Annotated in this window: 19 protein-coding genes and 1 pseudogene; 12 read left to right on the top strand and 8 right to left on the bottom strand. The window is 49.5% G+C overall.

Annotated elements, in window-relative coordinates; all coding sequences use genetic code 11:
* Positions 1–3: 3 nt before the first annotated feature.
* The 5 genes from NWF04_01330 to NWF04_01310 all read right to left on the bottom strand — a co-directional run bounded on the left by NWF04_01330 (position 4) and on the right by NWF04_01310 (position 4,972).
* A complete protein-coding gene (locus NWF04_01330; GenBank protein ID MCW4005231.1) occupies positions 4–819 on the bottom strand; it encodes a formylmethanofuran dehydrogenase subunit C in 816 nt (271 codons plus the stop codon).
* 1 nt (position 820) lies between these two features.
* Positions 821–2,515, bottom strand: coding sequence for a formylmethanofuran dehydrogenase subunit A (locus NWF04_01325; protein MCW4005230.1), 1,695 nt, complete (start codon positions 2,513–2,515; stop codon positions 821–823).
* Between the two features lies 1 nt (position 2,516).
* Positions 2,517–4,019 (bottom strand): formylmethanofuran dehydrogenase subunit B, encoded by a 1,503-nt coding sequence (locus NWF04_01320; protein ID MCW4005229.1) that lies wholly within the window; start codon positions 4,017–4,019, stop codon positions 2,517–2,519.
* The gene (locus NWF04_01315) at positions 4,016–4,426 is read right to left on the bottom strand and encodes a molybdopterin dinucleotide-binding protein (GenBank protein ID MCW4005228.1); all 411 of its coding nucleotides are present in this window, start codon (positions 4,424–4,426) and stop codon (positions 4,016–4,018) included. Before NWF04_01315 ends, NWF04_01320 begins: the two co-directional genes overlap by 4 nt.
* Before the next feature lie 171 nt (positions 4,427–4,597).
* The gene (locus NWF04_01310; GenBank protein MCW4005227.1) at positions 4,598–4,972 is read right to left on the bottom strand and encodes a hypothetical protein; all 375 of its coding nucleotides are present in this window, start codon (positions 4,970–4,972) and stop codon (positions 4,598–4,600) included.
* Positions 4,973–5,101: 129 nt separating this feature from the next.
* Between NWF04_01310 and NWF04_01305 the strand changes: the two genes are divergently transcribed.
* Entirely contained in the window at positions 5,102–5,428 is a 327-nt protein-coding gene (locus tag NWF04_01305) for a Rieske (2Fe-2S) protein (protein ID MCW4005226.1), read from the top strand.
* Positions 5,429–5,466: 38 nt separating this feature from the next.
* On the opposite strand, the gene NWF04_01300 is transcribed toward NWF04_01305, so the two are convergent.
* A complete protein-coding gene (locus tag NWF04_01300) occupies positions 5,467–6,393 on the bottom strand; it encodes a LysR family transcriptional regulator (GenBank protein ID MCW4005225.1) in 927 nt (308 codons plus the stop codon).
* Between the two features lie 231 nt (positions 6,394–6,624).
* Between NWF04_01300 and NWF04_01295 the strand changes: the two genes are divergently transcribed.
* From NWF04_01295 to NWF04_01245, 11 genes and pseudogenes are all read left to right on the top strand, one after another.
* Positions 6,625–7,107: a YeeE/YedE family protein gene (locus NWF04_01295; protein MCW4005224.1), complete on the top strand. Its 483-nt coding sequence runs from the start codon at positions 6,625–6,627 to the stop codon at positions 7,105–7,107.
* A gap of 1 nt (position 7,108) precedes the next feature.
* Positions 7,109–7,594, top strand: a complete 486-nt coding sequence (locus tag NWF04_01290) for a YeeE/YedE family protein (protein MCW4005223.1) — start codon at positions 7,109–7,111, stop codon at positions 7,592–7,594.
* An 18-nt stretch (positions 7,595–7,612) separates the two neighbouring features.
* A complete protein-coding gene (locus tag NWF04_01285) occupies positions 7,613–7,834 on the top strand; it encodes a sulfurtransferase TusA family protein (GenBank protein ID MCW4005222.1) in 222 nt (73 codons plus the stop codon).
* 37 nt (positions 7,835–7,871) lie between these two features.
* A complete protein-coding gene (locus tag NWF04_01280) occupies positions 7,872–8,390 on the top strand; it encodes a DUF3343 domain-containing protein (GenBank protein ID MCW4005221.1) in 519 nt (172 codons plus the stop codon).
* Positions 8,390–9,250 (top strand): sugar kinase, encoded by an 861-nt coding sequence (locus NWF04_01275; GenBank protein MCW4005220.1) that lies wholly within the window; start codon positions 8,390–8,392, stop codon positions 9,248–9,250. Before NWF04_01280 ends, NWF04_01275 begins: the two co-directional genes overlap by 1 nt.
* A 154-nt stretch (positions 9,251–9,404) precedes the next feature.
* The gene (locus NWF04_01270) at positions 9,405–9,755 is read left to right on the top strand and encodes a DsrH/TusB family sulfur metabolism protein (GenBank protein MCW4005219.1); all 351 of its coding nucleotides are present in this window, start codon (positions 9,405–9,407) and stop codon (positions 9,753–9,755) included.
* Positions 9,756–9,768: 13 nt separating this feature from the next.
* Positions 9,769–9,993 (top strand): sulfurtransferase TusA family protein, encoded by a 225-nt coding sequence (locus tag NWF04_01265; protein MCW4005218.1) that lies wholly within the window; start codon positions 9,769–9,771, stop codon positions 9,991–9,993.
* A gap of 141 nt (positions 9,994–10,134) precedes the next feature.
* Positions 10,135–11,421, top strand: coding sequence for a double-cubane-cluster-containing anaerobic reductase (locus NWF04_01260; GenBank protein ID MCW4005217.1), 1,287 nt, complete (start codon positions 10,135–10,137; stop codon positions 11,419–11,421).
* A 56-nt stretch (positions 11,422–11,477) separates the two neighbouring features.
* Positions 11,478–12,257 carry an acyl-CoA dehydratase activase gene (locus NWF04_01255; GenBank protein ID MCW4005216.1) on the top strand — a complete coding sequence of 260 codons (780 nt, stop codon included), beginning with the start codon at positions 11,478–11,480 and terminating at the stop codon, positions 12,255–12,257.
* 68 nt (positions 12,258–12,325) lie between these two features.
* Positions 12,326–13,288 (top strand): annotated as a pseudogene (selD, locus tag NWF04_01250) (selenide, water dikinase SelD).
* A gap of 206 nt (positions 13,289–13,494) precedes the next feature.
* Positions 13,495–14,511, top strand: a complete 1,017-nt coding sequence (locus tag NWF04_01245; protein MCW4005215.1) for a phosphate uptake regulator PhoU — start codon at positions 13,495–13,497, stop codon at positions 14,509–14,511.
* Positions 14,512–14,557: 46 nt separating this feature from the next.
* Here NWF04_01245 and gltA read toward each other — a convergent pair whose 3' ends face one another.
* Positions 14,558–18,217, bottom strand: a complete 3,660-nt coding sequence (gene gltA / locus NWF04_01240) for an NADPH-dependent glutamate synthase (protein ID MCW4005214.1) — start codon at positions 18,215–18,217, stop codon at positions 14,558–14,560.
* Positions 18,202–19,107, bottom strand: coding sequence for a sulfide/dihydroorotate dehydrogenase-like FAD/NAD-binding protein (locus NWF04_01235; protein MCW4005213.1), 906 nt, complete (start codon positions 19,105–19,107; stop codon positions 18,202–18,204). Before NWF04_01235 ends, gltA begins: the two co-directional genes overlap by 16 nt.
* Positions 19,108–19,134 lie beyond the last annotated feature (27 nt).

The following is a 19,134-nucleotide window of genomic DNA, read 5'->3' as shown; positions in this document are numbered from 1 at the left end:
ACTCTACAGGTACTTGTCGTAAATTGGACCTAACTGCGGGTTGCTGGGTTTGGATATGAAAAGTTTGCCTGTTCCGTGCTGAGCCAAATCTCCGAGAAACACGTAAAATGGACCTTCAGCTTTTTGGGTGTCATCTACTTTGACTTTGCCTTTGGTTGCGTCAACGGTAAAGGTTGGCATGACCTCTTCTACAGTGCCTTGGATTATGACTTTGCCGCCTGTCATGCAGGGCGCTAAACGGTAGGCACAGTTTTTCTCGACGTAAATGGTGCCGTTGGACATGTGGTAGCCTAAGAAGCGTCCGGCGTTGCCTTTGATTTTGATTACGCCACCATGCATGTAGCAAGCAGAGTCAGTTCCGATATCACCGTCAACTATGATGGTGCCGCCACGCATGCCTGTTTCGCTGCCTCGGTAAGGAGAAGCCAAGTAGTCGCCGCCGTTGCCGTGGATTTCTATGGTGCCGCCACGCATTTGGCAGCCTACCCAGCCTACAGCGTTGCCGTTTATGACGATTTTGCCGCCCAGCATTTTTTCGCCTGTGTGCATGCCGACATCTCCGTTTATGATGATTTCGCCTGTTTTCATTTCTTGTCCGATGCGTTTGACTTTGCCAAAGTCGCCGTTAAGGGTGATGTTTGGGGTTTCTTGGGGGGTTTCTTCGAGTTTGAAGAGGTCGCAAAGCGTGAGTTGTTTGCTGCCTTCAGTTACAGGTAGAGCTGCGATTTCTTGGAGGGTTTTTCCTTGGAATACGTCGGGGTTTATGCAGGCTGCTTGGACGGGGGCTTCAAATTTTTTGAGGGGGGTGAGTACTATCATTTTAGACATCTGCCTTTATGGTTATTTGTTGTGGGACGCGCACGTAGTGGTCAAACACGGGGTAGTTGTCATATTCGATTGTCCAGTAGTCTTTGAATCTGCGTTTCATGTCTTCGTCGATTAGGCAGGGTTCGTTGGTGTCGACGTTGAGCCACATGGTTTTGCCGCTGGGGGTTTTGACGACTTCGCCGTCTTTGACTACGACTTCGCCGTCTTTGATGGTGTAGGCTGCGTTGCCAAAGGCTTTACGTGCGGTTTGGTACTTCTGGGTTATATCCAGTGTCTGGGGGTTAATGTCGTAGATTGCAACGTCACCGTCTGCTCCTACGCCTAAGTGACCCTTGTTGTCAAGGCCTAGGGCTTTGGCTTGTCCTGCCCTTGTGACTATGGCAAGCTCGTAGAGGCTAAGCTCACGGTCAATTGAGGGCAACAAGCTTCGGGACTGCGCTTTCTTGTGGCACTTATTAAGCACCGCCATACGGGCTTTCTTGCTAGTCAGCCACGCCATAATCTTTGGGTAATAGAAGAATGGCCCGCCGTTGGGGTGGTCGGTTGTCATGAAGATTTTCCAAGGGTCTTTGATCATGAGGGCAAGTTCTAAGCCGATGGACCATTGGATGGCGTTGACGGCGCTTGAGCGTTTGTACTGCATGGGTATGATGCCTCCGCTGGTTTCAGTTTCAACATCAGAATTGACCCATTTGTGACCGCTAAGCTCATAGAGCGTAAACTCAAAGGGGCCATCAGCAGTCATGGTCGTGGTTTCAGAGAAAATAACCTGACCCATATCAAAGGTCATGTGATTGTGATTGTTGATGTACTTGGAGATTTCTTCGGCGCCTGACTTCATGTTTGCCCAGCCATCACCCGCAAAACTGCTAAACTGCAGGTGAGTGATGTGACCAACGGGTCTATCGCCAGTGTAGACATCTTCGAGGGCTTTCATGGTTTCCAGCGTAGTGGTGTAGTTGCCTGGCAGACCCAAGTTGTTTGTGTGCAGGTGAATAGAGTGAGGCAAGTTGAGTCGTTTGTTGACTTTGGCTAAGCCGCGCACGATTTCTCTCGGGGTAATGCAGAAGTTAGGTACTTGGTCGTCAATGCTGTGCACGTTGCCGCCAAAACCCCAAGATTCCAAGCCGCCGGGGTTGACGATTTTGATGGCGTAGCCCTTGGTGGAGTTCATCATCCATGCGATGTGGCGGGCGCATTCGTCGATTTGGTCTTTGCTTAGGTACTCAAGCGCGAACCACCAGTCACCCAGCAGGGGATAGGTGGCTTTGTCGAGCATTGGTATGTCGTTTAGTTCTTCGTGAGTATGCTTAGCTTCCAAGGGGGACATGGAAGGGTTCATGACGGTTGTGTAGCCCATTTTGGAGTAGCGGTAGCCCGTGGTGAACGTTGAGGGTATGGAGTAACCTACGCCTGAGCGGGTTAGGGCGGTTTTGCGTTCGACGTCTTTGACGTGGTCTTCGGGGCGGATCATGCGTCCTGTATTTACTTCGCCGCCTGCAATGTGAGTGTGAATATCTACAGCACCAGCCATCACAGTTTTGCCAGAAGCATCAATGATTTGCGCGGTACTCTCGTCTACTTTCTCGACGATTTTGCCGTCTTTGATGGCGATGTCCATTTTTTCGCCGTTGATATTGTTGATGGGGTCAAAGACGAAACCGTTTTTTATGAGCATTTCACCCATTTTAGGTAGCCTCCGCGGTTACTGCACAGGCAGGTTTCTTGGGTTCCTTGCCCGCTTTCTCTACTTTTAGCTCGCGGACTTTGTTTAGTATCATCTTTAGGAGTTCTTCATCGTTGGGTACGCCCGGTGGAGGTTCGACGACTTTGCGCAGCATGATGGGAACATGATCCATGCGGTAGGCGGTGCCTTCGTATTCTATGCCGCACCACTGGGTGGGAAACACGACGTCACCAAGCCTTGAAACACAGTTCATGTCAGGATTAATGACGATTAGGGGCTTTTTGACTAAGCTTTGGACTGCAGCTTTGGGGAAATGAGCACCAGGGTCAGCAGATATGACAAGGGTGGCGTCGTTGTCACCGCGCTTTAACAAATCAACCGCAGTGAATTCACCAGGATTATATTGCGGATAGCCCTGGGAGAAGTCTAACGCGTAGGGGTAACCAGTTTGCCAAGCGAAAACCACGTTGGCACCTGTGACGTTGAAGTGCCCACGCATGGGGGCAATAACGAATTTGGTTCTTTGGTTAAGGTCACGGGTTAGGGCGATGGCGATTTCGATGTTTCTGAACCTGCCAGCACTTGCGGTCAAGCCCAACCCAAAGAAGATGGCCCCGAACTCGGCGTTAACCAAGGCGTCAGCTACTTCTTTTAGGTATTCCACGGGAACACCGCCGACTTTGTCCACATCAAGTTCTTGATCATTAATCAAGCAACGCAGAGCCTCAAAGATTTCGTAGTCCTTATTCGGCTCCACCTGAACAAAATAGTCTGCAGCTTCAGCCGTCATAGTCTTGCGTACGTCAAAAACAATCATCTTACGCCCCATCTTCTGCATGGTCTGAGGAGGCGCATCAACACTGCACATGTCAGGACGTGCAGGAGGCTGATACCTGCCCATAGCACGAGTAGCAGCGGCTCGGATTTTCTTTTTGCCTGATTCGCTCTTTAGTTTCTGTATGAAATTTGTCCATTCGCTTTTCTCGAAGCGTCCTTCGGAGAAGTTGGTGTAGCGTTCTACGTGGCGCGGATGCGACGCCCAAGGGTTGCATGCCCAGTAGACGATGAGGTCGGCGCGGTGTCTGATTTGGCCTAGGGTTGCGGTGGGGATTCCGATTTCTTGGGTTGCCATGACGGATGGTCCGTGGCAGACGCTGCAGCAGTTGTCTAAGGCTGAGCCTAGTTCTTCGGCTAATTCTACGCCGATGCGTTGGGCTTCACTAGTGGAGCTGCTCCAGCCAAACAGGAGCGGATATTTTGCGTCGGTAAGTATCTGAGCAGCTTTAGTTACCGCTTCATCCATGGTGACGGGGACAAGTTTGCCGTCTTTGCGTATGAGGGGTTTTAGGATGCGTTCTTCACTGTTGTAGCCGTGAACCATTTTGGCTTCGCATACGGCGCAGCCGTTTTTCATTTTCACGATTTTGTTATCTTCAACTGTTACTTCGAGGTCATCACAAAGACAACCACAAATCGGACAAATAATTGATTTTAATTCAGTCAATCACAGGACCTCCCGAATTCCTTTTTCAAAAGCTCATCTAGGTTTAAGATGGTTTCATTAGGGGCAAGTTCAATTTCAACGGGGAACCCCTTGAACAGAGGCATGCCCATGCTGTAGGTGTCATCGCCGCACACGGCGTTTGCCCATAAACCGCACGGCATAAAAGCCATTCCAGGCATGGATCCACGTGGAAACTTTTTAGCTTTAACTATCACTGAACCAAACTTTGAAGTCACCCGAACAATAGAGCGGTTTCTTATACCAAACTTTACCATGTCGGATTTATCTAGGAAACAGACCGCGGCGCTGTCAAAGTATTCTTGTGAACCTTTGCCCAATTCTTTTCCAACACCCTGGTCAATCGTCCTTCCAGTAATCATAGTTGCGCGTAACTTTTGGTCTACCATACCCTTGACCTTACTCAAATAGAATTTCAGTGGTTATATTTAAGAGTAAGTTCATGAAAAACGCGAAAAACAACATCAAAACAGGGTATAGAACACTTGTGGATGGAGAAAAAGTGTGTTTTGAGCTTGCGGATTTTATGTTGAAACAAAGCAGGTGGGGGTTGGTTGTTTTTATTTGAGTTTGCCTTGTTCTGCTTTGAAGGTTGCGTTGTAGGTTCGTTTGTTTGCGGCTCCTGTGGTGTATGTGGGTTTTGTGGGGAAGGTTACGCCGCGTAGTCTGCGCAGGTCTTTGGTTGTGTCGGATTCGTTGTCGTCAAACCAGCACATAACATACTGGTCAGCCATGCCCTCAGGAGAAGAGATGTAATCCGCATCACCCATTAGCGTAAAGAAATCAGTTATACTGCCAGCTAACTTGCCGTCCTCAGACTTGCACACGACAAGTTTTTTGCAGCGGACAACCACAAACGGGTCAGCCTCATGATTCTCAAAACGTTCCCTGAAAACACAAATAACAGCTTTATCCCAAACAAATTCATCAGCCAAAACAATACACCTAAAAAACCATAAGCACCAAGCAATATATAACACTAATGCCAACACCCCAGCAGGTCAGCCGCGCCACATTAATCTAAGAGAACACCCATCTGAAAAGGCAAGTGAGGTTAAAACTAAATGAGCGGTAACGACGACATGTTTTTTCCAGCGTTAGATGAATCCGAATTAACAGAAGGTTCTATGAAGCTGGTGCGCGTTGACGGCGAACCCGTCTTGTTAATCAGAACAAAAGGGAAAATCTACGCCATAGACAACCGTTGCCCGCATATGAGCTGCGGTTTTTCAGGCGGCGCCCTCGACGGAGACGTAATCATCTGCCCCTGCCACGACTGGCGCTTCAACCTTGAAACAAGCGAATACGAAGAAGACCCCGACATGAAACTGCTAAAATACGAATGGAAAATCAAAGCAGGAAAAATCTACGTCAAACTCGACGAAGAATAACCGCAAAGACGCCCCGCGGAGGGTGTGGGGGCGGGTAGTTAAGCGTTAGCGGCAGCTTCAAGAGGCTTTTCTAAAACTGCTTGCTTGCAAAATGTCCAGAAGACCTCGGAGGTTTTGAGTAGGGGTCGTTTGGAGCGTATCATGTAGAGTTTGCGTTTGGAGTTTACGCCTGTGATTGGAAGGATTTTGATTAGCCCTGCGTCTTGGGCTTGTTTGGAGGCGGTGGAGGAGATTACGCTTATGCCTCTGCCTTGGGAAACCGCGGTTATCACGGACTGGGTGCTTCCAAGCTCCAACGTCGTCCGAAGCTGCGAAAGCGGAATACCTGCGGCTATAAACATCTTTTCAATTTCCTTGCGGGTTCCCGAGTTTTCACCACGGTTAATGTAGGGGTACGGCAGGATTTGGTTTAGCGTGACGCTTTCTTGCCTTGTGAGTTCGTGGTTGTTGGGGACGATAAGGACTAGTTCTTCGGCTCCGACTTCTAGTATGTCGAATTGGTCGCGGTAACCGTTTATGGTTCCGACTAGGGCGAAGTCGTAGTCTGTGGTGTCATGGAGTTTTGCAAGGCTGCTTAGGCTGTCTTCGGCTTTGATTCTAAACTTCACCTGCGGATACAGCTTTTGGAATTCTGCTAGCAGGCTGGGAAGAATGTGTTCGCCAGGTATGGTGCTTGCCAAGATTTTGATGACACCCGAGAGTTTTTGTTTGGTGACAGAGATTTCGGCTTTGGTGGCTTCGAAGTCGTCAAGAAGCTTGTGTGCACGGTTTTTAAGAATCGCTCCTGCAGCGGTGACTTCTACGCCTTTGGCGGTGCGTTTGAAAAGCTCTGCCTCAAAGAATTCCTCTAGCGCAGCTATGTGGTTGCTAACAGTTCCCTGGCTAGTTCCAAGCTCCTTAGCAGCTACCGAAAAACTGCCCGTACGGTCCACAGTCAAATACGTCCTCAAATACTCAAGTCTCATACCCTACGCCTTCATTTAGAATCTAAACACCGCTAAATACTTCCTACCCAAAAGACTATATTAAACTGTCCATCAAACACAACCAGCCAAACAGGGCACAAACACATCTTTTTCAGATTTCACGGGTTTTTGCCGTTGCAATGATGGCGCAAGTGTGAATGGGTAAAAAGCTATATATTCTATCAGAAATACCGATAGCGTCAATCAAAAAAATTAAAGGGATAATACACTATGAAACGTGTTTCAGTAATAGTTGCCGGTTTGGTAGCTGGAATTTTAGCTGCCGCCGTTCAAATCCTCTTTAGTGTCTCGCCACCCCCAGCATACGGCGTTTGTATTGCCTGTCATGCAAGGGACCTGGTGAACTGGATAGTCAACGGTGTTGCAGGCACATCGCTCTCAGTTGCGCCTGTTTCCGCCGCCGCACCCGTGCTGACAATTGTCGGCTTGGTCATAGGCGCGTATGTGGCTTCAGCGCGTAACGGCGAATTCAAATTCAAAATAACCAAGAACCCCATCATGTCGTTTATTTATGGATTTTTGGTTATGATTTTTGCGTTGATTTTAGGGGCTTGCCCGCTGCGCACTGTGCTTCGGGTTGCCTATTTTGACTTTGTTGCCCTGGTTGGTTTAGGAGCCATTGTCGCGGGCGTTGTGATAAGCGCGGGCATTATCAAGTGGAACGCGCAAAGAGAAATCGATGGAGCGGTCTAAAATGGTACAAATTGAAGTTTTAGCAAGCACTCTGATTGCGGGGCTCATTATCGGTTATCTGGCTCAGCGCGCAAGAATGTGCTTTGTCGGAGGAGTCCGAGACTTCACCCTCGTAAAAGATACTCACCTGCTCAAGGCTTTGGGCGCGTTTCTAATCGGCGCATTAGCGTTTTTTGCAATCGCCGCGGCGTTCTCAGCTGTACCAAAGTTTCCGTGGATACTCTCTTCCTCAGGCTTGAACCCCATTCCAGGTGCACCCCTGTCAAGTGCGGCTGCAACTCCGTTGTGGGTACACATCACGTTGGCGGTCATCGGCGGTTTGGGTATAGGAGCATTTTCAGTCTTTGCAGGCGGATGCCCCCTAAGACAGCACATCATGGCGTCAGAAGGAGACAAAAGCTCAATGTCCTACCTAGCAGGATTCTACATCGGAGCCATAATCTTCACAATCGCCGTAGCACCCACCATAGTGCAAATATTTAGTTAGACAGGAGGAAAACAAGAAGTGAAAGCACAACTCGACGTGAAAGGAAAAACATGCCCTTGGCCCGTGTTGCTCACACGCCAAAAACTCAACAAACTCAACTCAGGAGACGTCCTCGAAGTAGTTGCGGATTATGCTCCTGCTAGAGAAAACGTGGAGCGCGTAGCAAAATCGTTGGGCAACAAGGTGCTCGAAATCAGAGAAGAAAAAGACCAGTTCGTCATCGTCATCGAAAAAAGGTAACGCGATGACTTGAAACGTTGGTAGTGGTGGAGGTTACGTGGTGAAACCTGACAAAACGGAGGGCGCCTTAGTGCTGTTGCGTGACGTACGTGAAAGCATGAAGGCAGAGCGGATACTAAAGCTACAAAAATACGCAGTCAAAGTAGTTGCTCCTCCCCCTGAAGTACGAATCGGCTGCGACCTAGCACTGGAAATCAACATCGTAGACAGCTTTGGCGTAGAAAACGCCCTGAAAAAGCACGGCATCAAACCCATCGACATCGTAGCACTGGGCAACACGCAACTTCGACCACTAAGCATCATCAAAAAAACAGACTTCGACGAGTACCAAATGGTAAAGGCAGGACACATGAAACTAACATTCCACAAGCAAACAGGCGAAATCGTCAACATCTCAGGCGGCGGCTGCCCCGACATCCCCTACCTCGCGCTTAGCATGGTCGGCAAAAACTTGAAGGACACCCCAAACCCGCAGGAGCTTGGCTACACGTTGTGCGCTTTTATGCTGCAAAAAGCCTACGAAGACGCCCTGCAAACCTACAGGAGCCAAACCTAGTGCTAATCATCGCAGGCGCAGTTCCCATAAAAGACCTGCAGCTAACCACCAGTTTTTGCAGCTTCGAGGACGGCAAACTCAAAGCAGGCGAGGTTGAGCTTCCGCTAATCAACGGAACCAGCGTAATGATTGCCGCAGCAGCCACCGCATGCAAAACCCTCCAAATCGAAATGCCCTACGCCATACTCGCAGGCGACATAGGCACAGGAGAAGGTAGCAACCAAATCTACAGGTACCTAAAAGACAAACTCAACCCCAACGCAAAAGACGGCGCGGTCATGGCTATGCACTACATCAAACCCAACATACTCTACGCCAAAGACGCCATCAAAAACGTCAAAAAACGCTTCAACCCCAAACTCATCGCGGACGCAGGCTCCATGTACGTTGCCAAAGCCGCAGGCATATCCAAAGACTTCACGTTGTTCACTCCTGACCCTGGCGAAATGGCGTTTTTAGCTGACCCCGAAGCTATGCACCCCGCTTACGTGCGCAACTACATCTTTGACGCCATTAACGATACGCCCAAGCTGATTAAGCAGGCTTGTGAGAACGGCAACGTCCCCGAAGTCATGCTAGTCAAGGGCAAAGTAGACTACGTTGTCACGCAGGGCAAAACCGTCGCGCAGGTCACTGAGCCGTGTATTCCAGTTTTGGAGGCAATCGGCGGCACAGGCGACACCTTAGCAGGCATGGTCTCAGCACTAATTGCTTCAGGAACCGACACTGTCACAGCGGCAACGCAAGCAGCCAAAGCAAACCGCATAATGGGCGAACTCGCAAAACCTACCCCCGCCACCAAAATCTGGGAAATGGTACCCCAAATCCCCCAAGCCCTCAAAACCGCAAAGCAACCATAACAGCCAATTCACGCAATCCAACAACCTTTTCTTTATTCTTTTCTTCAACTGCGGGTCAACACGGGTTTTGGCGTTGGCTAAAAACTAACATAAGGTACTTATATCAACATGGCTAATAGTTGGTATTAGAGATACTGAGTTTAGGGTGATTTGTATGGTTTCGTTTACAGTTTTGATTAATGAAGCACCTATAGCTAAAGAACGCGCGTTCACTGCCCTTCGGTTTGCCACTACTTGCTCGTTGGAGGGACATGAGGTCAAAGTGTTTTTGATGGAAAACGGCGTGTACGTTGCCAAGAAAGGGCAGAATCCGTCGGCGGATGCTCCGAACCTGCTCGAGTACCTTGAGGAGCTTATCAAGGGCAAAGTGGAAGTTAAAGCCTGCGTGGTCTGCTGCCAAGCCCGCGGACTAACCCAAGACGACCTTGTTGACGGCGTCAAAATCGCCTCCATGCACGAACTAGTCGAGTGGACAGCTAACACCGACAAAACCATAGTTTTCTAAGCGGCGAATGAAAGTGGAAACTGAAAAACTTGAAGTAAAAGGCAAAGTCTGCCCCATGCCGATTCTGATTCTTAAGCGCAAGCTCGAAACCGTAGAGTCAGGAAAAGTTTTGGAGGTTATCGGCGACTGCGGACCAGCCTTTGAGAACGTGCAAAGATGGGCAAAAAACGCAGGACACGAAATCGTCGAAGCCACCAAAGACGACAACGAATTCAACATCAAAATAAAAAAGAAGTAGCAGCGTTTGCCCGCCTGTTTTGTCTTTGGGCGAAGCTAAAGGTTGGCTAACGCCAAGGTTTTATTTGTTTTTTTAATAGTTTTTATCAAAAATTTTAATAGATACGTGAGGGCAGAAACTCTGCAACGACAAGTGGTAGTTATGGCAGAGAAATATACTGAATTATGGACAAGTTTAGGAATAGACCTTGAAAAGCACAATCAACTTTTGGAGGTTTTGCCCAAAGTCTACCAAGATTTTGTGCTCTCACAGAAAAACAGGCCCAAAAAGATGGATTACTTTGATTTTGTCATCTCTGAAATTCACGGGCTACGAGTAGAAGAACTTGCAAAACTGCGCAAAGAAGGCAACAAAATCATCGGAGCATTTTGCCTCTACGCCCCTGAAGAGCTCGCATACGCCGCGAACGCAACAATGGTTGGACTATGCGGAGGCGCAGACTTCTCAATTCCCGATGCTGAAGCGGTTTTGCCCCGCAACATGTGCCCCCTAATCAAGTCGTTTTATGGTTTCAAAATCGGTTTGACGTGCCCGTATTTCCAGTGCTGCGACATGCTAGTTGGAGAAACCACGTGTGATGGCAAAAAGAAAGTCTACGAACTGCTAAACGAAGAAGTCCCAACTTACGTAATTGAAGTCCCCCACAAACCCGACACCAAGCAGGGACGGAGCCTTTGGCTAAAAGAGCTTGAAGAATTCAAAGCCAAACTAGAAGAACTCACAGGCAACACCATAACCGCCGAAAAACTCAAGCAATCCATAGAGCTAATAAACAACAAACGCAAAGCCCTCAAACGATTATCTGAACTTCGCAAAACAAACCCCGCCCCCATTAGCGGCTTGGACGCTTTGATTGTAACCCAAATCGGCTTCTACGACGACGTCGCACGCTTCACAGCCAAAGTCAACGAACTTTGCGACGACCTCGAAGAGCGCGTGAAAAACGGCGAAGGCGTAGTTGACAAGAACGCTACAAGACTGATGGTTTCAGGTTGCCCCATGGCGGTTCCCAACTGGAAGGTACCCAGCATCGCTGAGTCCTTGGGAGCATCCATAGTAGTCGAGGAAAGCTGCGTAGGCTCAAGGTACTTCACCGACATGGTAGAACCCAAGAGCGATAGCCTAAATGACCTCATGGAAGCCCTAGTCGAGAAATACGCCAAAATCCCCTGTGCCTGCTTCACCCCCAACGACGCCCGCGTAGACAGCGTAAACAAACTCGCCAAAGACTTCAACGTCGACGGAGTCGTCTACTACACACTACAATTCTGCCACAGCTACAACGTCGAAGCCGTCAAAGTCGGAAAAGAACTCAAAAAAGAAGACGTCCCCATGCTCAAAGTAGAAACCGACTACACCATGGAAGACGCCGAACAAATCAGAACCCGCCTCGAAGCATTCCTAGAAATGATACGGGGCAAAAAATAACAACCCCCCTTCTTCTTTTGTTTTCACAGATAACAACGGTATAGGTTGAGTTGCGTTTGGCATTTGCAGGTATTGATATTGGTTCAGCGGCTACCAAAGCGGCAATCGTCAAAAACGGAAAGCTGCTATCTTTTGGAGTTGTTCCAACAGGGGCAAGCGGCAAAAACGCTTCCGCAAAGGCTTTGGATATCGCGTTATCCTCAGCAGGGCTAATCCGCAGTGACATAGAAAAAGTCGTTTCCACGGGGTATGGCAGACGCAACGCCGCAGTATCAGACAGCACCATAACAGAAATTACCGCTCACGCGACGGGTGCGAAGTCGCTGTTTTCTTGTGCTAGAACCATAATTGACATCGGCGGGCAAGACAGCAAAGTCATCAGCATAGCCGAAGACGGTCATATCGAAAATTTTGTGATGAATGATAAGTGTGCGGCGGGGACTGGCAGGTTTTTGGATGTTATGGCGAGGACGTTGGATGTTGCCTTGGATGATTTGGGGCAGCTCGCGTTTGAAGCAAAGCATCCAGCGAAAATCAGCAGCATGTGCACTGTATTCGCAGAATCCGAGGTTATCTCGTTGATTGCTCAGGGCATACAAAAAGAGGACATCATCGCAGGGTTGCATGAAGCCATATCCAAACGCATCTTAAGCATGGTCAAACAAGTCGGTCTGCGGCGCGAAGTCGTCTTCACGGGCGGCGTAGCCAAAAATCAGGGAATGAAGGATAGTCTAGAAAAAACGTTGGGGTTAAAGATTCTTATACCAAAGGAGCCTCAGGTTATAGGTGCCCTTGGAGCGGCACTCATCGCCCAAGACGGCAACCAAAAAATCTAGGCGAAAACCAAATGGAGTATCGGCTTACCAAAGTTGTCCCCGTTCATGGATGAAGCTGTAAGCTCCCACAGTATCAGCTGGATAAACTTCTCAGCCAAGCAGGCGTCTCAATTGCGCCGTCCACTGACTTGTTAGCTGGTCCGTGGGAGAACGCCAGCGCCGTACAGGTAAACAAAGACGTTGCGGTACTCAACACGCTGGACTTTTTCACGCCCATAGTAGACGAACCCGAGATTCAGGGCAGAATCGCCGCAAGCAACGTAACCAGCGACATCTACGCCATGGCAACCCCAGACATCGTCACCGTCCTGTCGATTATGGCGTTTCCAGAAAACATGCCCAACGACTTAGCCGTAGGAATGCTCAAAGGCTTCGCGGATTTCTGCAAAGAAATGCAAGCACCACTCATCGGCGGACACACCATCCGAAACCCATGGCCTGTCATCGGGGGCGCAGCAACAGGCGTAAACCACCCAGACAAGATTACGTACACACGCGGTTCAAAAGCGGGGGACGTGCTGGTTTTGACTAAGCCACTGGGGGTTCAGCCTGCCATGGCAGCGTACCGCATGCAAAAAGAAGAGGAAGGCAGAGAATTCCTCGAAGAACTACCCAAAGAACTCGTGGACACAGCGGTTGCAGGCGCAATCAAAGGCATGATTTCCTCCAACAAACCCGTCGCACAAGTCATGCAGCAAGTTCCCGTTCATGCAGCAACCGACATCACAGGATTCGGGCTCAAGGGACACGCCCAAAACATGGCAACCTTGGGCAAAGTGGATATGGTCTTTGACAAGTTAGCCGTCATCCAAGGCACCGCCGAGCTGTCAGATTTGCTAGGTTACTCATTACTAACGGGCGAGGCGGCAGAAACTGCGGGCGGAATGCTCATAGCCGTTTCCAAAACAAACCTCAAAGACTTAGAATCTGCGCTGGATGACCGCAAAGTCCCACACTTCGAAATCGGCTACGCAAAAGCGGGCCAAGGAACCGTAACCATCAAACAAAACCCAGAAATAATCCAAGCTTAACCGCCAAACAAACAACTTTTTCCACAAAAGCAAACCCACACCAACCTATTAGCAGCTATTTGGATCCAAATATTAATTGTATGCAGAAAGGGGGAGGGGGTAGGTCTGGAGTGTTTTTGGGTGTGGATGGTGTTTTGGGTATAGTTGGTATATATTAGGGTGTTTTGTATTAGTGGTTGGGTTGAAAGTATAGTTGGGGAATTGTTGTGGAACGCAAGATTATGTCTTTGGGTAAGTCTTCGTTGGTTATTTCGTTGCCTAAGGATTGGATGCAGCTTAACGATTTGCAAAAGGGCGATTCGGTTTCGTTTTCGATTCAGCGTGACCGTTCATTGGTTGTTTACCCAAGCTCGCAAAACCGCTCCGAACCCAAGGAGATAACAATTAGCATCGGGCACGACGACGAGGAACTCATGATTATCCAGAAAATCTTGGGGTCATTTTTGAATGGTTACTCGGGGATTAAGCTGGTTTCGGAGAAGGTGTTTTCGGTTCCGCAGATCAAGGCGATTAGGAACATGACGGGCAGGTTGTACATGAGGGTTATGGAGTCCGACTCTAAAAGCGTGTACATCCAAAGCTTAACCGACGAATCCAAAGCCTCGCTTGAGCAAGCCATACAACGCATGCACCTCATCTCGCGCTCCATGTGCGAAGACGCCATCCGCGCCCTCTACGAAAACGACACCAGCCTAGCCAAATCCGTCTTTTCACTTGACGACGACGTAGACCAATTCGCGTTCTTCATCTTACGGATGCTGCGTAACGCCGCCCAAGACCCCGTCTTAGCAAACGAACTGCGCATAGACCCACTTGACTGTATGGATCATCAGATGCTAGTTTACCGCATGGAACACGCCGCTGACTACGCCGCAGGCATCGCACGCCACATCATCATGCTTAACAGCTACAAACAGCAAATCCCACCCGAAGTGCTAGAGCTCATGATAGCCGCAGGCGTCGAAGTCGTCGAATTATACGTCAAAGCCGTCACAGGCTTCTTCACCAAAGACATCCCCTTCTCAGTAGACATCATGAAACACCAAAAAATCATCGAAGGCCTAGACGTAGAAATCGCCTCCAAAGCATTTACAGGCAAACCCAAAAGCGCCGAACTTGTCTGCGCCATATGCACCATACGCGACAACATCAAACGCATATCCCACTGCGCCGTGAGCATAGCAGAAATCTCCGTAAACCGCGCCTTCAAAGCAACAAACTAACCACACGCAAAAAGAAAGAAAAAAGAAGTGTGCCTAAAGGGGCGGGTTAGGTGCTTTGGGGTTGTATGGTTGCGTCTATGGTGTTGGGTAGGAATTCTTTTGCGTATTCTTTGGAGTAGGGGCTTATTGCCATGTGCTGGTAGGGTTTGAATTGTTTGGTGATGAAGTTTTTGTCTATGACGATGCGGGCGTCTAGGATGACGAGTTCTTTTTGGTTGATGAGTAGTGGGTTGATGTCGATTTCTTTTATTTGTGGGAAATCTATGAGCAGCTGCGAGAACAGCAGCAGGTTTTCTTCGAGCAACGCCAAGTTGGCGCGGGGGACGTTTCGGTAACCGTTTAGCAGGGTGTAGACTTTGGTTTCTTTGAGCATGCGCCTAACCAGAGTGGTGTTGAGCGGGGGCAAAGCTAAAGCGTAGTCTTTGAAGAGTTCCACGCCTACGCCGCCCATGCCAAACAGGATAACGGGTCCAAAGAGTGGGTCGGTTTTGGCGCCGATGATAAGCTCGCAGCCCTTGGTTTTGACCATCCGCTGCACCGTAACCCCCTGTATCTCAGCGTCAGGATCATAAGCTTTAGCTTTATTGATAATACCCTCAAACGCACTACGCAACGCCTGCTCGGAACAAATATCCAAAACAACCCCACCCGCGTCAGTTTTGTGCATAATCTGCGGCGACAAAACCTTCAAAGCCACAGGATAACCAATGTGCCGCGCGATGTCCACGGCTTCCTCAGCGGTTCTTGCCATCTTGGTCTCGATAACGGGGAAACTGTAGTACTTCAAGACTTTCTTGGCTTCGTATTCAGTGAGCAGGTCGCGGTCTTCTTGGGCGACTTTTTTGAGTATGTCGGTTATGGGCATCTTGGCGGTTGCGGGGAAGAACGGGGTTTCTTGGGCTTGGCGGATTTGTTCAAAGTTGCGTTGGCACCGGTACAGGTTTAGGTAGGCTTTGATGGCTTGTTCGGGCGTTGGGTACGTGGGGATGCTGTTGGCGTTTAGCAGGTTGATTGCTTCGTGCAGTATGTGGTCGCCCATGAAGCTTGTGAAAACGGGTTTTTTGTAGCTGGCATATTTTACGGCGTCAACAACCGCGCGGGCTACCTCCATAGACTGCAAAAGCAGTTGTTGCGTGAAGATAATTAGCACCCCATCTACCTCGTCATCGTTTAGGCAAGCCTCCAAAGCCGCTTGGTACCGCGAAGCTTTAGCATCACCCAAAACATCAATCGGATTGCCCCTGCTCCAAAACGCGGGCAAGACAGCATCTAAATCCTCAATGGTGCTGGGGCTTAGTGGCGCGATTTTGCCGCCTTGAGCAATGATTTCGTCAGTTGCCATGACGCCTGGTCCGCCTGCGTTGGTTATGACGGCGAGGCTGGGTCCTTTGGGTAGGGGTTGGGTGGAGAGCATTTCGGCGATGTTAAACAGGTCGTCGATGTTGTTTACGCGTACGATGCCTGCGCGTTGGAAGGCTGCGTCGTAGGTGTTGTTTTCTCCTGAGAGTGAACCTGTGTGGGAAGCGACTGCTTTGGCGGTTTCGCCGTATTTGCCTGCTTTGAGAACAACAAGCGGCTTGGTTTTGGCGAACCGACGTGCGGCGCTCATGAACTTTCGGGCTTCCGTGATTCCTTCAACGTACATGAGGATGCTGTTGGTTTGGGGGTCAGAATCAAAGTATTCGATGAGGTCGCCAAAGTCTACGTCGGTCATGGAACCCACGGAGACGAAGTGGCTAAACCCAATGTGTTTGTCTATGGCTCTGCCCAAAATCGCTGAGCCTAACGCGCCGCTTTGGCTAATAAACGCGATGGTTCCCTGAAGCGGCATCTTGTTGATGAAGGTCGCGTTAAGTTTGGTTTGGGGGTGAATCACGCCGATGCAGTTTGGACCCACCACCCTAACGCCATATTTTCTGGCGACCTTGAGAATTTGCTCTTCAAGGATTTTTCCTTCTTTTCCTGTTTCCTTGAATCCCGCTGAAACTATGATAACACCTTTTACGCCTGATTTGCCACATTGCTCCAAAATTGTGGGAACCGTTTTTGCGGGAGTTGCAATCATGGCTAAATCTACTGCTTTAGGCACATCACTAATAGAAGGGTAAGTTTTGACTCCGAAAAGTTCGGGTTTGCGCATGTTAACGTAATATACTTTGCCAGTGTAGCCTGACTGGAAATTTGCGACTATGGATTGTCCTACGGAGCCTTTTTCGTCGCTTGCTCCGATGATGGCTACGCTTTTTGGATTGAAAATCTTGTCCAAATTAAAGGTGCCAGAGGTGTGGCACCCGTTTTTTAGGTATTCATGTATGCTTTGGGCGGCTTTTTTGCCTGAACCCATGGCGCTAATGACGGTGGCTTCTCCGGTTGCGATGTCTCCTCCTGCGTAGACTGCGTTTAGGGTTGTTTTGCCTGTGGCGGGGTTGGTTATGAGTATGCCTTTGCGGTTGGTTTCTAAGCCGTCGGTGGTGCTTTGGATTATCGGGTTGGGGGTTCGTCCGATGGCTACGATGACGGTGTCGACGTCCATGACTTTTTCTGAGCCTTCAACTGGAACTACGCTGCGTCTGCCTGACTTGTCGGGTTCGCCAAGCTTCATGGTCACGTACTCCATGCCCTTGACTCTGCCGTTTTCGTCACCCAAAAACTTGGTGGGCGAAGACAAAAACTTGAAGTCAACACTCTCTTCCAAGGCATGCTCAACTTCTTCAAGCCTTGCAGGCATAGCCTCACGCGACCGACGATAAACAACCGTCACACTATCAGCACCCGAACGCAACGCACACCGAGCAGAATCCAACGCCACGTTACCACCACCAATAACCACGACTTTCTTGCCTACACCCATCGGGGTTTTGAAGTCGGGGAACCGGTAGGATTTCATCAGGTTAACACGGATGAGGAACTCGTTAGCGCTGTAGACACCACCTAGGTTCTCGCCGGGGACGCCTAGGAATCTGGGTAGACCTGCGCCTGTGCCTATGAAGACTGCGTCAAAGCCTTTCTTGAAGAGTTCATCAACGGTGAATAGCCTGCCAATCAAAGCATCCGTGCGAACTTCCACACCCAACTGTTTGATGTAATTGACTTCTGCTTGCACTATTTTCTTGGGCAACCTAAACTCGGGTATGCCATAGACCAAGACGCCGCCTGCAACGTGAAGCGCCTCATACAAAACCACGCGGTAACCCAGCTTTGCTAAATCTGCTGCTACCGTTAACCCCGCAGGACCACCACCGACGATGGCGATTTTTCTGCCATTGCACGGAGGCACCGTGGGGGCGGAAACGCGGTTTTCGAGTTCTTTGTCGGCGACGAACCGTTCTAGGCGTCCGATGGAGACGGCTTCGCCTTTTTTGCCTAGCACACACTGTTTTTGGCATTGCTCTTCTTGGGGGCATACTCTGCCGCAGATGGCGGGCAGGCTGTTGCGTTCTTTGATTTTTTGGATGGCGGCTTGGTAGTCTTTTTCTTTGATGTGTTTGATGAAGGCGGGGATGTCTACGCCTACGGGGCAGCCTTTTACGCATTGGGGATTGGGGCAGGTTAGGCAGCGGTTGGCTTCGGTTAGGGCTTGCTCTTCAGTGTAGCCTTGGGCGACTTCATCGAAATTGTTGATGCGTTCTTCGGGGTCTTGTGTTTGCATAGGAACCTCTTGTAGGCGTTTAGGCGCCGCCGAAGGCTTGTTTAGTGCTTGCTGCATGTGCAACCGCCTCCTCCAATGTGACTATGATGCTGCAGAGCAAATTTTTCCTCAGTAACGTAACATTCGAGCCTTTGCATCAACTCTTTGAAGTTAACTTGGTGACCATCAAACTCTGGACCGTCCACGCATGCAAAACGCGTCGCATTTCCCACATCCACGCGGCAAGCACCGCACATTCCCATGCCGTCAACCATGATTGGGTTTAGGCTAACTATAGTTTTGATGCGAAAAGGGCGCGTGACCTCCGAGGTCACTTTCATCATGATTGGGGGTCCTATAGCGTAGACGGCGTCAAAGAGGTAATTGTTGGATATCAGGTTGGTTAAAACGTCGCTGACAAAGCCTTTGTGTCCTTTTGAGCCATCGTCGGTGGATATGTAGAATTCGTCTGAGACTGCCTGCATTTCGTCTTCAAGAACCAGCATATGCTCGTTTCGGGCACCGATAATCGAGACCACTTTGTTGCCTGCGTCTTTGAGCGCCTTCGCAATCGGGTACGCCGCCGCCGTGCCAACACCGCCACAGACAACCGCAACTTTGCCGTAATTCTTGATTTCACTAGGTTTTCCCAGGGGACCTGCGATGTTTGCTATAGCGTCTCCGACTTCAAGCTTGCCCAGTTCTACGGTGGAGCAGCCGACTTCTTGGAAAATCAAGGTGATTGTGCCTGCTTGTTTGTTCCAAGTAACTATGGTTAGGGGGATTCGTTCGCTGTTTTCTTGCACTTTGAGAATTACGAATTGCCCAGCTTTGGCTTTCTCTGCGATGTCTGGAGCAGCAACCTTGATGAGCTTGATTTGGGGCGCAAGGTCTTCTTTTTCTATGATTTTGTGATGGGGGGATGTTTTTTCTTTGTTTGATGGGGGTTTGGTGGTTGGTTTTGAGATTTTTCACGCCTCCGCACACTATACAAT

Source organism: Candidatus Bathyarchaeota archaeon, assembly GCA_026014465.1.
Taxonomy (GTDB): domain Archaea; phylum Thermoproteota; class Bathyarchaeia; order Bathyarchaeales; family Bathycorpusculaceae; genus JADGNF01.
The sequence above is the reverse complement of the archived record's forward strand: the minus strand, read 5'-3'. Positions and strand labels throughout refer to the sequence as shown.

Bases quoted from the DNA above. Each gene is read 5' to 3' on its own strand.
- gltA (MCW4005214.1), bottom strand. From the start codon at position 18,217: ATGCAGCAAGCACTAAACAAGCCTTCGGCGGCGCCTAAACGCCTACAA.
- NWF04_01315 (MCW4005228.1), bottom strand. From the start codon at position 4,426: ATGGTAGACCAAAAGTTACGCGCAACTATGATTACTGGAAGGACGATT.
- NWF04_01260 (MCW4005217.1), top strand. From the start codon at position 10,135: ATGGCAGAGAAATATACTGAATTATGGACAAGTTTAGGAATAGACCTT.
- NWF04_01330 (MCW4005231.1), bottom strand. From the start codon at position 819: ATGATAGTACTCACCCCCCTCAAAAAATTTGAAGCCCCCGTCCAAGCA.
- NWF04_01295 (MCW4005224.1), top strand. From the start codon at position 6,625: ATGAAACGTGTTTCAGTAATAGTTGCCGGTTTGGTAGCTGGAATTTTA.
- NWF04_01305 (MCW4005226.1), top strand. From the start codon at position 5,102: ATGAGCGGTAACGACGACATGTTTTTTCCAGCGTTAGATGAATCCGAA.
- NWF04_01300 (MCW4005225.1), bottom strand. From the start codon at position 6,393: ATGAGACTTGAGTATTTGAGGACGTATTTGACTGTGGACCGTACGGGC.
- NWF04_01290 (MCW4005223.1), top strand. From the start codon at position 7,109: ATGGTACAAATTGAAGTTTTAGCAAGCACTCTGATTGCGGGGCTCATT.
- NWF04_01325 (MCW4005230.1), bottom strand. From the start codon at position 2,515: ATGGGTGAAATGCTCATAAAAAACGGTTTCGTCTTTGACCCCATCAAC.
- NWF04_01270 (MCW4005219.1), top strand. From the start codon at position 9,405: ATGGTTTCGTTTACAGTTTTGATTAATGAAGCACCTATAGCTAAAGAA.